The sequence below is a fragment of the Arthrobacter sp. SO5 genome (assembly GCF_020532805.1).
Taxonomy (GTDB): Bacteria; Actinomycetota; Actinomycetes; order Actinomycetales; family Micrococcaceae; genus Arthrobacter.
Genome location: NZ_MQTQ01000091.1, coordinates 40,209 through 53,784 on the forward strand (window position 1 = coordinate 40,209; position 13,576 = coordinate 53,784).

12 protein-coding genes are annotated in these 13,576 nt (G+C 67.5%); 9 read left to right on the forward strand and 3 right to left on the reverse strand.

Annotated elements, in window-relative coordinates; translation table 11 throughout:
* Positions 1–41: 41 nt before the first annotated feature.
* Positions 42–521, forward strand: a complete 480-nt coding sequence (gene bcp / locus BJG92_RS16075) for a thioredoxin-dependent thiol peroxidase (RefSeq protein WP_232084986.1) — start codon at positions 42–44, stop codon at positions 519–521.
* Positions 522–602: 81 nt separating this feature from the next.
* A complete protein-coding gene (locus tag BJG92_RS16080) occupies positions 603–1,037 on the forward strand; it encodes a DUF6855 family protein (RefSeq protein ID WP_232084987.1) in 435 nt (144 codons plus the stop codon).
* Here the strand turns inward: BJG92_RS16080 and BJG92_RS16085 are convergent.
* On the reverse strand, positions 1,034–1,891 hold the full coding sequence (locus tag BJG92_RS16085) for a class I SAM-dependent methyltransferase (RefSeq protein ID WP_232084988.1): 858 nt from the start codon (positions 1,889–1,891) through the stop codon (positions 1,034–1,036). The two genes, BJG92_RS16080 and BJG92_RS16085, sit on opposite strands and share 4 nt — an antisense overlap.
* A gap of 95 nt (positions 1,892–1,986) precedes the next feature.
* Here BJG92_RS16085 and BJG92_RS16090 point away from each other — a divergent pair, with 95 nt between their 5' ends.
* The 3 genes from BJG92_RS16090 (at position 1,987) to purM (ending at position 5,307) form a co-directional block, all read left to right on the forward strand.
* Positions 1,987–2,331: a hypothetical protein gene (locus BJG92_RS16090; protein ID WP_232084989.1), complete on the forward strand. Its 345-nt coding sequence runs from the start codon at positions 1,987–1,989 to the stop codon at positions 2,329–2,331.
* A gap of 97 nt (positions 2,332–2,428) precedes the next feature.
* Complete coding sequence (purF, locus tag BJG92_RS16095; RefSeq protein WP_232084990.1) at positions 2,429–4,147, forward strand: amidophosphoribosyltransferase; 1,719 nt, start codon at positions 2,429–2,431, stop codon at positions 4,145–4,147.
* Positions 4,144–5,307 (forward strand): phosphoribosylformylglycinamidine cyclo-ligase, encoded by a 1,164-nt coding sequence (gene purM / locus BJG92_RS16100; RefSeq protein ID WP_232084991.1) that lies wholly within the window; start codon positions 4,144–4,146, stop codon positions 5,305–5,307. Before purF ends, purM begins: the two co-directional genes overlap by 4 nt.
* A 148-nt stretch (positions 5,308–5,455) precedes the next feature.
* Here the strand turns inward: purM and BJG92_RS16105 are convergent, their stop codons facing one another.
* Positions 5,456–5,689, reverse strand: coding sequence for a DUF3073 domain-containing protein (locus tag BJG92_RS16105; RefSeq protein WP_232085001.1), 234 nt, complete (start codon positions 5,687–5,689; stop codon positions 5,456–5,458).
* Positions 5,690–6,263: 574 nt separating this feature from the next.
* On the opposite strand from BJG92_RS16105, the gene BJG92_RS16110 reads away from it, so the two are divergent.
* Positions 6,264–6,917 carry a hypothetical protein gene (locus BJG92_RS16110; RefSeq protein WP_232084992.1) on the forward strand — a complete coding sequence of 218 codons (654 nt, stop codon included), beginning with the start codon at positions 6,264–6,266 and terminating at the stop codon, positions 6,915–6,917.
* A gap of 6 nt (positions 6,918–6,923) precedes the next feature.
* Here BJG92_RS16110 and clpB read toward each other — a convergent pair whose 3' ends face one another.
* Positions 6,924–9,593 (reverse strand): ATP-dependent chaperone ClpB, encoded by a 2,670-nt coding sequence (gene clpB / locus BJG92_RS16115; RefSeq protein ID WP_232084993.1) that lies wholly within the window; start codon positions 9,591–9,593, stop codon positions 6,924–6,926.
* A gap of 641 nt (positions 9,594–10,234) precedes the next feature.
* Here clpB and BJG92_RS16120 point away from each other — a divergent pair.
* From BJG92_RS16120 to BJG92_RS16130, 3 genes are all read left to right on the forward strand, one after another.
* Positions 10,235–11,293, forward strand: coding sequence for a LacI family DNA-binding transcriptional regulator (locus tag BJG92_RS16120; protein WP_232084994.1), 1,059 nt, complete (start codon positions 10,235–10,237; stop codon positions 11,291–11,293).
* A 120-nt stretch (positions 11,294–11,413) separates the two neighbouring features.
* The gene (locus BJG92_RS16125) at positions 11,414–12,733 is read left to right on the forward strand and encodes an MFS transporter (RefSeq protein ID WP_232084995.1); all 1,320 of its coding nucleotides are present in this window, start codon (positions 11,414–11,416) and stop codon (positions 12,731–12,733) included.
* A gap of 62 nt (positions 12,734–12,795) precedes the next feature.
* Entirely contained in the window at positions 12,796–13,560 is a 765-nt protein-coding gene (locus BJG92_RS16130) for an SDR family oxidoreductase (RefSeq protein ID WP_232084996.1), read from the forward strand.
* Positions 13,561–13,576: the final 16 nt, after the last annotated feature.

The window sequence follows — 13,576 nt, forward strand, 5'->3', positions numbered from 1 at the left end:
TGTGGACAAAAACTCCCGAATTCCCTCTGCAAAGGATCCCCATGAGCACCAACCTCGCCGTCAAGCTCCAGCCCGGAACCCCCGCACCGGAGTTCACGCTCCCGGATGCCGGGGCCAAGCAGGTTTCGCTGGCCGATTACCGCGGCAAGAACGTCATTGTCTACTTCTACCCGCAGGCTGCCACCCCCGGCTGCACCACGGAGGCCTGCGACTTCCGCGACAGCCTGGCCTCGCTGCAAGGCTCCGGCTACGACGTGCTCGGCATCTCCCCCGATGGCCAGGCGGCCCTGGCCCGGTTCGCCGGCGACTTCGCCCTGACCTTCCCGCTGCTCGCCGACGAGGACCACGCCGTGGCCCTCGCCTATGGCGCCTGGGGCGAGAAACTGGTGAACGGCGAAATCACCGAGGGAATTGTCCGCTCCACGGTGGTGGTGGATCCCGAGGGCAACGTGAAGCTGGCGCACTACCAGGTCAAGGCCAAGGGCCACGTGGCCGCGCTGCGGGCTGAACTCGGGGTCTGATCCCTCGCCTTCGCCCGGCGCACTAGGTAGGCTCGGTCCCACAGCGCCGGACGACCGGCCGGACCGAAGGGTGGACGCCACGTGGCACACGGAACCAAGCAGGATCCCTGGCTGCTGAAGACTGCGCCGGGGACCTCCGAGTACACAATGTACCGGGACGAGGACTCCGATCCCCCCGCCCTCGTGTGCCAGGTAGGCTCCACCACCCTGAAGTACCACCTCCGCGCCCTCGAGGACCTTCATTTGTGGCTCATGGAGAAAGACGACTGGGTGCCGCTGGGTGCCGCCGACGAGAACAAGCCCGCCGCTGCGGGCACCGTCGAGGCCTGGGGCCGGGATCCGGCGAACCCCGTGGGCGGCTGGTACGGACTGCGGAAGGGATACCGCGGCCGGTTCGGCATGTACTTGCCGCCCTTGCTGGAAGCGCTGGGCCTCGTGGAGCTCACCCACGACGGCCGCAACAACTCCGTCCGGGCCATCATCGCCGACGGCTCGGGCCCGGCCACCCCGGCCTAACGGGTCAAAAGCCGGGTCCCGGCCACGATGGTCGCCGTCGAGCGCAGCCGGAGGCCGCCGTCGTGCCCGTAGCGGCCCAGCAGTTCGAAGACATCCGAGCGGATCAGCGCCCGTGATTCCGCGTCCGCTTTGGCAAGGCCCAGCACCACGGGGGCCGCAATGTCGGTCATGAACTCCCAGTAGATCTCCGGGGACCCCTGCACCATGTCCGTGCTGACCTTCCGCTCGGTCACATCCGCCAGGCCGGCATCCCGGAACATCCGGCTCATGAAACCCTGCGCGGCGCAGCGGAACAGGCCCGGCGCCCCTGCCGGCGGCACGGGAAGCTCGGTGTGCCGTGCGATGGTGCCCAGGATCAGGCTGGCCCACGGGTTTTCCGCGGCCCGGCTCCAGACGGCGGCGCTGATCCGCGCGCCCGGTTTCGCCACCCGTGACATCTCCCGGAGCGCGGCGGACATATCGGGAAAGAACATGAAGCCGAAGCGGCACAGGACAGCATCAAAAGTGCCGTCGTCGAACGGCAGGGCGGCGACGTCGCTGACGGTGGTGCGCACGTTGCCCAGCCCGCGGACCGCGGCCTTCTCTGCCGCCACCTGGAGCATGCGGTCCGAAAGATCGGCCAGGGTTACGCTGCCGGCCGGCACGAATCCGGCCGCCGTGAGCCCGGGCTCGCCGGTGCCGGCGGCGACGTCGAGCACGGCAGAGTCGGGACGAAGCCGTGCCTCCTGGATCAGGGCATCCCCGAAGGGCGCGTGCCAGCCACAAACTTCCGTGTCCCATTTCTTCCAACCGGCCGAGAACTCATCCCAGATGCTGCGCTGCTGGTCCCGAATCTGCTCGGCTGACGCTGACATGGCGCTTCCTTGGCTAGTCCTGGCCCTCCCCCAGTCCCCAGTGTGCTCCCACGCTCCGGCCGTCGCAATGCGTTGGGGGCAGTAGGCTTAATGACATGCCTTCCGCCGATTCCCCCGCCCCGGACAACGTCCCCTTGCCGGTCCCGCCGGCGCCCGAGCGGCGCCAGGTCACCGTGCGGCGGGCCCCGAAATACGTGCCGTTCCTGATCCTGGGAGCCCTTGCGGGCGTCGCCGTCGCCGCCTTCCTCGCCTACGGGCTCCCCGGCGATGAAAGCTGGGATCGCAGCACGGTCTTCGGCTTCTTCCTGACGCTGTGCGCGGCCGGCGGCGCAGTGCTCGGCGCCATTGTGGCCCTGATCCTGGACCGGCTGAGCGTCCGCCGGGCCGAGCGCGCCGTCGTCGAGTCCGTCCCCGAGGGCGGGGACCCCACCGAACCCTGAGCCGGTCAACGTACCGGCTGGCAGGTCATAAACCGGCCGGCAGGTCATAAACCGGCCGCCGGGAATCACCCGGCGCCCGACGTGAGATAATCGACCAGTGGCACGCGGCGATGGAAACCTTTCTCATGATCTTCTCCCCGGCGAAAAGGGCCCTCAGGACGCGTGCGGCGTCTTCGGGGTCTGGGCTCCCGGCGAAGAGGTTGCAAAACTCACCTATTACGGGCTGTATGCACTGCAGCACCGCGGTCAGGAGTCCGCTGGCATAGCAACCAGCGACGGCAAGCGGATCAACGTCTACAAGGACATGGGACTCGTTTCCCAGGTCTTCGACGAGACCACGCTGAACACCCTGACCGGGCATCTGGCGGTCGGCCACTGCCGTTACTCCACCACCGGCGCCAGCCACTGGGCCAACGCCCAGCCCACCCTGGGCGCGACGGCTACAGGCACCGTGGCTCTGGCCCACAACGGCAACCTGACGAACACCGCCGAGCTCAAGGCCATGATCATGGACCGCAACGGCGGGCACATCAGCGGCGAAATGAAGCAGGGCAACACCTCGGACACCGCCCTGGTCACGGCACTGCTGGAGGGCGAAGAAGGCAAGTCCCTCGAACAGACCGCCATGGAACTGCTGCCCAAGATCAAGGGCGGTTTCTGCTTCGTCTTCATGGATGAAGGCACCCTCTACGCCGCCCGGGACACCTACGGCATCCGCCCGCTCTGCCTGGGCCGGCTGGAACGCGGCTGGGTGGTCGCGTCCGAACAGTCCGCCCTCGCCACCGTCGGCGCAAGCTTCATCCGCGAGATCGAACCCGGCGAATTCATCGCGATCGACGAGGACGGTGTCCGTTCCCAGCGCTTTGCGGAGGCGACGCCGGCCGGCTGCGTCTTCGAATACGTCTACTTGGCCCGCCCGGACGCCTCCATCGCGGGCCGCTCGGTGTATGAGTCCCGGGTGGAAATGGGCCGCCAGTTGGCCCGCGAAAACACCCAGGAAGCAGACATCGTCATTCCGGTCCCGGAATCGGGCACGCCGGCCGCTGTGGGCTACGCCGAGGAATCCGGCATCCCCTTCGCGCACGGCTTCGTCAAGAACTCCTATGTGGGCCGCACCTTCATCCAGCCCTCACAGACCCTGCGCCAGCTCGGCATCCGGCTCAAGCTCAATGCCCTGGAATCCGTGATTCGCGGCAAGCGCGTGGTGGTGGTAGACGACTCGATCGTCCGCGGCAACACCCAGCGCGCGATCGTCCGGATGCTCCGCGAAGCCGGCGCCAAGTCGGTGCACATCAAGATCTCCTCCCCGCCGGTCAAGTGGCCGTGTTTCTACGGCATTGATTTCGCCTCCCGCGCGGAACTGATCGCCAACGGCGCCACCGTTGAAGAAATCACCCAGGCCATCGGCGCCGACTCCCTGGCCTATATCTCCGAAGACGGCATGATCGGCGCCACCCAGCAGCCGCGCGAGCGCCTCTGCACCGCCTGCTTCACCGGCAAGTACCCCATCGAACTGCCGGGTGCGGACAAGCTCGGCAAGAACCTGCTGGAACGCACGGATCTCGGCGGACTCCCCGCAGCAGGAGACGCCGCCCTCGGCGCAGAAGCCTCTTCGACCGCCGTCGAAGCCGCCGCCGGTATCAGCACCGATGAGGACCCGGCCGGGAAGGCCGGCGCCACGGGCTGCGATCCGGGCCCGGACGCCGAGTTCGAAGAACTGCTCACCGACGCTGACCGCGTTACCACCGCCGACCGTGCCGCCGCCTCACTCAGTGACGCGGGCACCTTTGTTGCCGACAAGAAAGAGCCCGTATGACTTCCGCCTCCCCGGCCGCCGACATGAACGCCGCCCAGAATTCCGCCGGCATCACCTACGCCTCCGCCGGCGTCGACGTCGAAGCGGGCGACCGCGCCGTTGAACTGATGAAGGGTGCCGTCAAGGCTACCCACAACTCCTCGGTGATCGGCGGCGTCGGCGGTTTCGCCGGCCTCTACGACGTCTCGCGCCTGCTCACCTTCAAGCGCCCGCTGCTGGCCACTTCCACCGACGGCGTCGGCACCAAGGTGGCAATCGCGCAGGCCATGGACATCCACGACACCATCGGCTTCGACCTGGTGGGCATGGTGGTCGATGACATCGTCGTGGTGGGCGCCGAGCCGCTGTACATGACGGACTACATCGCGTGCGGCAAGGTGGTTCCCGAGCGCATCGCGGACATCGTCCGCGGCATCGCCGCCGCCTGCTCCGTCGCCGGCACCGCCCTGGTGGGCGGCGAAACCGCCGAGCACCCGGGCCTGCTGGGCGAGCACGAGTACGACGTCGCAGGCGCCGCCACCGGCGTCGTCGAGGCCGCTGACCTGCTCGGCCCGGACCGGGTCCGCGCGGGCGACGTCGTGATCGGCATGGCCTCCTCCGGCCTGCACTCCAACGGTTACTCGCTGGTCCGCCGCGTCATCAACCACGCCGGCTGGGCCCTGGACCGCCAGGTTTCCGAGCTGGGCCGCACGCTGGGCGAGGAACTCCTCGAACCCACCCGTGTCTACGCCGCCGACTGCCTGGATCTGGCCCGCACCTTCCCGGTCAACTCGGCCCACGGCGTGCATGGCTTCAGCCACGTCACCGGCGGCGGCCTCGCCGCCAACCTGGCCCGCGTCCTCCCGCAGGGCCTGCTGGCCACCGTGGACCGCGCCACGTGGGAACTGCCCCCCATCTTCAAGCTGGTCGCCGAGCTCGGCAACGTCCCGCTCGCGGACCTCGAGCGCACCCTGAACCTGGGCGTGGGCATGGTCGCGATTGTCTCGGCCGAGATCGCCGACGCCGCGGTGGAACGCCTCAACGACCGCGGCCTGCCGGCCTGGGTCATGGGCACGGTCGGGGAGAATTCGGATTCGGTCCTCAAGGCCGGCCCGGACTATGTCCAGGGCGCCAAGGGCGTCGACGGCGGCGCCGTCCGGCTGGTCAACGCCTACGCCTAACCCCCGCCGGGTGCTTCACGGTGCACCCGCGCCGTGACGGGCGCAAAAAAATCCCGCCGCCCACACCCGTGACGGGGGTGGCCGGCGGGCCCGAAGATTGATGGCCGGCACGCCCGGATATCAAGGGGGTGCCGGAAAGAAGTTTCGACTAACCTATCCGACGGGAATCTACCTCGTCGTCGTCTTCTTCCACATCGTCCGCGTACTTATCCACATAGGCCGAATAATCCGGCTCAACAGGCTCATTCGGGAAACGACTCGGCGCACGGACCTCAGAGCTCTTGAGCTCACGCTGAAGTGCTGAGTAGTCAGTGTTCGGGGAGTAGTACTTAATGTCCCGAGCCTGCTTGGTAGCTTTTGCCTTTTGACGGCCGCGCCCCATGGCGTGACCCCCTTTTGTACTCGGACCGGAGGTGGTCACCATTGGCGTTAGTGAGGCCCCGGAATGTTTGGTCAATTTGTCGTACACCTAGATTACATGCTTTCAGCTCCTACTGCTCGCCGGGGCGGCGCTGTACCCGGCGTCGCTCCACCGGCGGCCCCGGACAAGGCGGCGGGGCCGCGCGGCACGGCGGTCAACTTAGATAGAGTTTCGGAGTGGACTCCCGGTAACGGGCCCCACCGCCGGGCGTCCAGCCGCGGTAAAGACGCGCGAAAGTGGTGAATTCTCAGTGACCGAAGAGAACGCAAGGCACGGCAACGCCGGGATGCCCGAGGTTCCTCCTGCCGGTGAATCCGGCAAACGGTCCACCACGGCGGCTCCGCCTGCCGTTCCGCCCAGGCCCTTCGCGCCGCCGGCATCCGCGACGGTGGGAGGGACGCCGGGAGGGACCCCAGTTGGGCCGCCCCCCGCCCCGTCGTCGGCACCCCTGTCCTCGGCACCCCTGCCGTCCGCGCCGGCCTTCACCCCTCCGCGTCCCGTCCGCCCGACCGTCCCACCGGTCGGCAGGGCCGGCGTGCGCGGCGCAGGCTCACGCAGTGCAGGCTCCCGCAGTGCAGGGTCACGCGGGGCAGGGACCGCCACGAAGGCTGTCTCAGCGGCCGGAAAACTGGTTTCGGAGCGGGCCGCCCAGCTGGCCGGCTGGATCCGGCGCCAGGGCCTGGCACGGACAGGCGCCGCCGTGGCCGCCGTCGTTGTGCTGGGACTGCTCCTCTGGTGGCTGACCTCACTGGGCGGCGGCGAGAAGTCGTCCGCGGCGGAGAGCAACCCGGCGCCGGCCGGAACCTCATCCGAGGCTCCGGCGAGCCGCGGTCCGCTGCCGCTCGACGGCGTCGGCCCGCTGGACTTCCAGCTGGGCGACTGCTTCAAGGACTTCGACCCGGAGGCGCCGACGTCCCTGGTGGTGGACTGCGCCACGGGCCACTCGGCCCAGCTGGTCGCCGTCGAGCACTACGCCGCCGCCGATTCCTACCACGGCCGGGATCCGCTCAAGCAGAAGGCCCTGGATGCGTGCAAGGCGGCGCCGCTGACGGACAAGCAGTCCGACTACGTGCTCAGCTACAAGCTCGCGTACCCGAGCTCCACCAGCTGGGACAAGGGCGACCGCCGCGTGGACTGCTACGTCACCGCGGACACCGGAAACACCATCATGGTGACCCTGCTGCCCTGAGCGGTCCTACTCCTTGCGGCGGACCGAGAGGCCGCCGCCGGTAGCCGCGCCGCCGTCGGGCCGGTCCCATGCCTGCGCGCCGCCCACGGTGAGCTCGTAAAGGTCCGGGGCGGTGTCCACGAGCACGGTGTCTCCGTCCCCGATCTCACCGGACAGGATGGCCCTGGCCAGCCGGTCGCCAATCTCGCGCTGGACCAGCCGGCGCAGGGGCCGGGCACCGTAGGCCGGGTCGAATCCTGTGACGGCGAGCCAGGCCCGGGCGCCCTCCGTGACCTCGAGGTTCAGCCGGCGGCCCTTCAGCCGTTCGCCCAGTTCCTTGACCTGCAGCTCGACAATCCGTGAGAGCTCCTCGACGCTCAGCGGGTCGAAGAGCACCACTTCATCCAGCCGGTTCAGGAACTCGGGCTTGAAGGACGCGTGGACGGCGGCCATGACGGCGGCGCGCTTGGCCGCCGCATCCAGCGTCGGATCCACCAGGAACTGACTGCCGAGGTTGGAGGTCAGGACCAGGATCACGTTGCGGAAGTCCACGGTGCGGCCCTGGCCGTCGGTGAGGCGGCCGTCGTCGAGCACCTGCAGGAGGATGTCGAACACCTCCGGGTGGGCCTTCTCCACCTCATCGAGCAGCACCACAGAGTACGGTCGGCGGCGGACGGCCTCGGTCAGCTGCCCGCCCTCCTCGTAGCCCACGTAGCCGGGAGGAGCACCGACGAGCCGGGCCACGGTGTGCTTCTCCGAGTACTCGGACATGTCGATCCGCACCATGGCGCGTTCGTCGTCGAACAGGAAGTCCGCGAGGGACTTCGCGAGCTCGGTCTTGCCGACGCCGGTGGGCCCCAGGAACAGGAAGGAACCGGTGGGCCGGTTGGGGTCACTGATGCCGGCCCTGGCCCGGCGCACGGCGTCCGAGACCGCGGTGACAGCCTTGGACTGGCCGATCAGCCGCTCCCCCAGCACCCTCTCCATCTCCAGCAGCTTCTGGCTTTCCCCCTGCAGCATCCGCCCGGCGGGGATGCCGGTCCACGCCGAGATCACCTCGGCAATGTCATCGGCGGTGACCTCGTCGGCCACCATGAGCTCCTGTTTGGCGCCGCCCCCGGCCACGCGGGCCGACTCCGCTTCGGCGGCCGCGTTCAGCTCCCGTTCCAGCGCCGGGAGCTCGCCGTAAAGGATGCGGGAGGCAGCCTCCAGGTCACCTTCGCGCTGGTACTTCTCCGCCGCGGAGCGCAGCTCGTCGATCCGGGCCTTGAGATCGCCGACGTGGTTCAGGCCCGCCTTCTCGGATTCCCAGCGGGCGTTGAGGGCGGCGAGCTCTTCCTTCTTGTCCGCCATGTCCGCGCGCAGGCTGGCGAGTCGCTCCACGGACGCGGCGTCCTTCTCGTTGGCCAGGGCCAGCTCCTCCATGGTCAGCCGGTCCACCGCCCGGCGCAGCTGGTCGATCTCTTCGGGGGCGGAATCGATCTCCATCCGCAGCCTGGAGGCGGCCTCGTCCACGAGGTCGATCGCCTTGTCCGGCAGCTGGCGACCGGAGATGTAGCGGTTGGACAGCGTGGCGGCGGCCACCAGGGCGGAGTCCGAGATGGCGACCTTGTGGTGCGCCTCGTAGCGCTCCTTGAGCCCGCGGAGGATGCCGATGGTGTCCTCCACGCTAGGCTCGCCAACGAACACCTGCTGGAAGCGCCGCTCGAGTGCGGGGTCCTTCTCGATGTTTTCCCGGTACTCATCCAGGGTGGTGGCGCCGATCAGGCGGAGCTCGCCGCGGGCCAGCATCGGCTTGAGCATGTTGCCGGCATCCATGGAGCTGTCCCCGGTGGCGCCTGCCCCAACCACGGTGTGGAGCTCATCGATGAAGGTGACAATCTGCCCCTCGGAGTTCTTGATCTCCTCCAGTACGGCCTTGAGCCGCTCCTCGAATTCGCCGCGGTACTTGGCGCCGGCCACCATCGAGGCGAGGTCCAGGGCCACCAGCGTCTTGCCACGCAGGCTCTCCGGCACGTCTCCGGCCACGATCCGCTGGGCAAGTCCTTCGACGACGGCGGTCTTGCCGACGCCGGGTTCGCCGATGATGACGGGGTTGTTCTTGGTCCGGCGGCTCAACACCTGGATGATGCGGCGGATTTCGGCGTCGCGGCCGATCACCGGATCCAGCTTGCCGGAACGGGCAATGGCAGTCAGATCGGTGCCGTACTTTTCCAGGGCCTGGAAGGTGTTCTCCGGGTCCTGGCTGGTGACCTTGCGGTCACCGCGGACGCCCGGGAGGGCAGCGAGCAGCGCCTCATGCGAGACGCCGGCGTCGCGCATCAACTTCCCCACGGCGTCACTTCCGGACGCGAGCCCCAGAAGCAGGTGTTCGGTGGAGACGAATCTGTCCCCGAGCCGCTCCGCCTCGGTCTGCGCTGCCTTGATGGCCTGCAGCGCGGTGCGGGAGAGCTGTGCCTGCTGCACGGACGTCCCGGACGTTGCCGGGAGCGCCTTGATGGCGGCGCTGGCCTGGACACTGACGGCATCCGGATCAGCACCGGTAGCCCGCAGCAGGGCGACGGCGACGCCCTCCCTTTGGTCCATGAGGGCCTTCAGTAGATGCGCGGGCTCCACCTGCGGATTGCCTGCCGTCGAGGCGTTCATGGCGGCTGCGGAAAGAGCCTCCTGGCTCTTGGTGGTGAATTTGGCGTCCAAAGAGAGCTCCTTCCGGGCTGATGCTGCAAATAAAGTTGAGTCTAGTCCACTCAACTTTTCGCAGAGTCTCTCGGGCTCCATGTTTGCCCACAGCGAAACGGCTGTCTAGGGGCAGAAGGCTCCGGCGGCACCTGACGCGCCCCACGCACTGCACCCCATGGGACATGCCCCACGCATTCCCCGGCCATTGAACATAATGCCAAGATGCTCAACGGGCGGGCCGGGGAATGGACATGCCCACAAGGATCCGAGCCGAAGAATGGACATGTCCCCGCGGCTAGGGGCACCAGGAATGGACATGCCCCCAGGGGTTTTCCGCAGGAATGGACATGCCCTCAGAGGTGTACCGCAGGAATGAAAATGCTCCCCGAGCGCAGCATCCCGCGACCAGTTGGCGAACCCAAGGGACATGCCCTCCGCACGGCCCTGCCACTGGACATAGTCCCAAGATGCTCAATGCCAGTGCCCAAGACTGGACATGTCCGCCCGGATTGGGCCCCTGGAATGGGCATGTCCCACGGCGGGTGCAGCGCCGGGCCGAGCGCCTGCCGGAAAATCACTTAACGTTGCTTAACACTCCCCCGCCTACCTAATGTAACTGAGGTCACAGGAGCCGATAACCATGCGAAGGAGGACCGGACATGAGCAAGGACGCCACAAGTGTCGCCGTCGACGGCCCCGCATCACCGGTATCGGCCGCCGCAGTGGCCCGGGCAGCAGGGGTTTCCCCGGCTGCGGTGTCATACGTACTGAACGGCAAGGGCGGTGTTTCGCCGGAAACCCACCGCCACATCATCCGCGTGGCAAACGAATTGGGCTTCAGGCCCCGAAAGTCCTCACAGTCCACCGACCTGCAGCGAACCCGCGTGATCGGCCTGATCCTGCCCAACATCATCAACCCGATGTTCCCGCGCTGGGCCCAGGGCATCATTTCCGCCGCCGCCGAATCGGGCTACGAAGTGTTCGTCGCCACCACCCAGGACGATCCGGAGGTGCTGGCGCAGGTCACATCGACCTTGGCTAACCGCAATGTGGACGGCATCATCCTTGCCGCGTCCCTCCGCGATGATGCGACGGCGCTCCGCACCCTGCGGGCAGCCCGCATCCCCTACATCTGCCTCTCGCGCCGCGCCGACTTCCTCGACTCCGACTTCGTCGGGATCGACGACGACGCAGCGGCGACAACCCTGATGCAGCACATGCTGGGCCATGGCTTCAGGGAGATCGCCACCGTGATCGGCCCGCGGTTCTCCACGGCTTCGCTGACCCGGGAACAGGCCTTCGTTCGTACCGCCGCAGCGGCCCGGGTCACGATCAGCGGTGCCCGCAAGATCAGCACTCGGGTGAACAATGAGGGCGGCCGGTTGGCCGCCGAGCGGCTGTTCTCCGCGGGGACACCCCCGCGGGCCGTAGTGTGCGGCAGCGACGAACTGGCCATCGGCGTCATGGAGTATGCCCTGGCGCGGGGACTCCGTATCCCGGAAGACGTCGCCGTCGCAGGCTGCGACGGACTTCCGCACAGCCTGTCCGGACTGATCAACCTGACCAGCATTGTCCAGCCGCAGCAGGAAATGGCCGAGGAAGCCTTCACCATGCTGCTCAACCGTATAGAAGCCCCCTCCAGCACCTACAGCACCAAAATCTGCCGGCACCGCCTGCACATCGGACGGACCTGCGGCTGCACGCCGACCGCCCGTTAGCACCCTCTCGAAACACTCTGCCCCGGCCAGCCGCACTGGCTGCCTGACGGCTGTCCGGCCTCCGGACTGCCCGCCACCTCAACCACTAACCCTGACCACCAAAATCAAGGACGAAGACCCATGTCAGTTGTATCCGCACCAACGAAGATGCGCACTCCACAGGAAATCAACGGGGTGATCCTCCGCAGGGTCATGCCCCTCCTGATCGGCGCCTACATCATGGCTTTCCTGGACCGCACCAACATCGGTATGGCCAAGGATCGGCTGCAGATCGATCTCGGCATCTCCGCCACCGCCTTCGGCATCGGCGCCGGGCTGTTCTTCCTCACGTATGCCCTCTCGGAGATCCCCTCCAACCTGATCATGCACAAGGTGGGCGCGCGCTTCTGGATCATGCGGATCATGATCACCTGGGGCATCATCTCCGCGTGCATGGCGTTTGTGCAGGGCGAATGGTCCTTCTACATCATGCGGATGCTGCTCGGCGTCGCCGAGGCCGGGCTGTTCCCGGGCGTCATGTACTTCCTGACGCAGTGGTTTGTGGTCAAGGACCGCGCCAAGGCCAACGGCATGTTCCTCCTGGGCGTTTCCATTGCCAACATCGTCGGCGCGCCCCTCGGCGGCCTCCTGCTGACCATGGACGGTTTCGCCGGTCTGCACGGCTGGCAGTGGATGTTCATCATCGAGGGCCTGCCGGCGTGCATCCTCGCCTACGTCGTCTGGAAGAAGCTGCCGGACCGCCCGAGCAAGGCGACGTTCCTTAGCGCCGAAGAAGCCAGCGACCTCGAAGCACGCATCGCCGCCGAAGAAAAAGCCGGAGCCGAGGCATCCGGCAACCACCGCCTCCGCGACGTCCTGAAGGACAAGCAGATCATGTTGGTGGTGGGCATCTACTTCACGCACCAGATCGCCGTGTACGCGCTGTCCTACTTCCTCCCTTCCATCATCGGCACCTACGGCAAGCTCAACCCGGTGCAGATCGGCCTGCTCACGGCCATCCCGTGGATCTTCTCGGCCGCCGGCGCCCTCCTGGTCCCGCGGTTCGCGACCGACGGCCGGCGCTCCCGCCTGCTGGTCACCGGGACCATGATCGGCATCGTCGCCGGCTTCGCGCTTGGAGCCATCGGCGGTCCCGTTCTCGGCATGATCGGCTTCTGCCTGGCCGCGTTCAACTTCTTCGCCCTGCAGCCCATCCTCTTCACCTACCCGGCCACCCGTCTCACCGGGGCCGCCCTCGCTGGCGGCATCGCCTTCGTCAACACCATCGGCCTCTGCGGCGGCTTCCTCGGCCCGTACGTCATGGGTCTGATGCAGGACGTCACCGGCTCCAAGCTCTCCGGCCTCTGGTTCATCGTGGGTATGTGCATCGTGGGCGCCCTGCTCTCGCTGTTGCTCAAGCGGGGAGCGGAAAAGCCCCTGGGCGCCCCGGCCGCACACTAGCCACGCCGCACGGCGCTCAACGCGCCACTCATCCCGCAGACACTCCAACTCAAGGAATACTCATGGATTTCAGCACAAAAAGGGTCCTCGTCACCGCCGGGGCCAACGGCATCGGCCTGGCCATCGCCACCAAGTTCCAGGAACTCGGTGCCGCCGTCTTCGTCACCGACATCGACCCGGACGCCGTCGATAAGGCGCGCGCCGGCGGTCTCTTGGCAGCCGTCAGCGACGTCTCGGTCGAGGAGCAGGTTCGCGAGCTTATGGCCACCGTCGAGGCAGAGCTTGGCGGCCTGGACATCCTGGTCAACAACGCCGGGATCGCCGGGCCCACCGGCCCGCTCGAGACCCTCGACACGGCCGCGTGGAAGTCGACGTTCGACGTCAACATCCACGGCCAGTTCCTCTGCATCAAGTACGCACTGCCCCTGCTGCGGGCGGCCCGGGAGGCGTCGATCATCAACCTCTCCTCGGCCGCCGGGCGGCTCGGGATGGCCGGACGGAGCGCCTATTCGGCGTCGAAGTGGGCCGTCATCGGGCTGACCAAGACGCTCGCAATCGAACTCGGACCGGACAAGATCCGCGTCAACGCCATCTGCCCCGGGGCCGTGAACGGGCCCCGGATCGACTCGGTCATCGCAGCCAAGGCCGTGATGCTTGACCTCCCGGAGGACGAGGTGTCCGCGCTGTACCTCAACCAGTCCTCGCTGGGACGGCTGATCGAGGCCGAGGACATTGCCAATATGGCCGCCTTCGCCGCCAGCGACATGGCCCGCAACGTCAACGGCCAGGCACTCGCCGTTGACGGCAACACCGAAAAGCTTTACTGAGCCGGCCCTCCCGCCC

What these genes read in the sequence shown, in the direction of transcription:
- bcp (WP_232084986.1), top strand. Translation starts at nt 42, where the DNA reads ATGAGCACCAACCTCGCCGTCAAGCTCCAGCCCGGAACCCCCGCACCG.
- BJG92_RS16125 (WP_232084995.1), top strand. Translation starts at nt 11,414, where the DNA reads ATGTCAGTTGTATCCGCACCAACGAAGATGCGCACTCCACAGGAAATC.
- purM (WP_232084991.1), top strand. Translation starts at nt 4,144, where the DNA reads ATGACTTCCGCCTCCCCGGCCGCCGACATGAACGCCGCCCAGAATTCC.
- BJG92_RS16085 (WP_232084988.1), bottom strand. Translation starts at nt 1,891, where the DNA reads ATGTCAGCGTCAGCCGAGCAGATTCGGGACCAGCAGCGCAGCATCTGG.
- BJG92_RS16120 (WP_232084994.1), top strand. Translation starts at nt 10,235, where the DNA reads ATGAGCAAGGACGCCACAAGTGTCGCCGTCGACGGCCCCGCATCACCG.
- BJG92_RS16105 (WP_232085001.1), bottom strand. Translation starts at nt 5,689, where the DNA reads ATGGGGCGCGGCCGTCAAAAGGCAAAAGCTACCAAGCAGGCTCGGGAC.
- BJG92_RS16090 (WP_232084989.1), top strand. Translation starts at nt 1,987, where the DNA reads ATGCCTTCCGCCGATTCCCCCGCCCCGGACAACGTCCCCTTGCCGGTC.
- BJG92_RS16130 (WP_232084996.1), top strand. Translation starts at nt 12,796, where the DNA reads ATGGATTTCAGCACAAAAAGGGTCCTCGTCACCGCCGGGGCCAACGGC.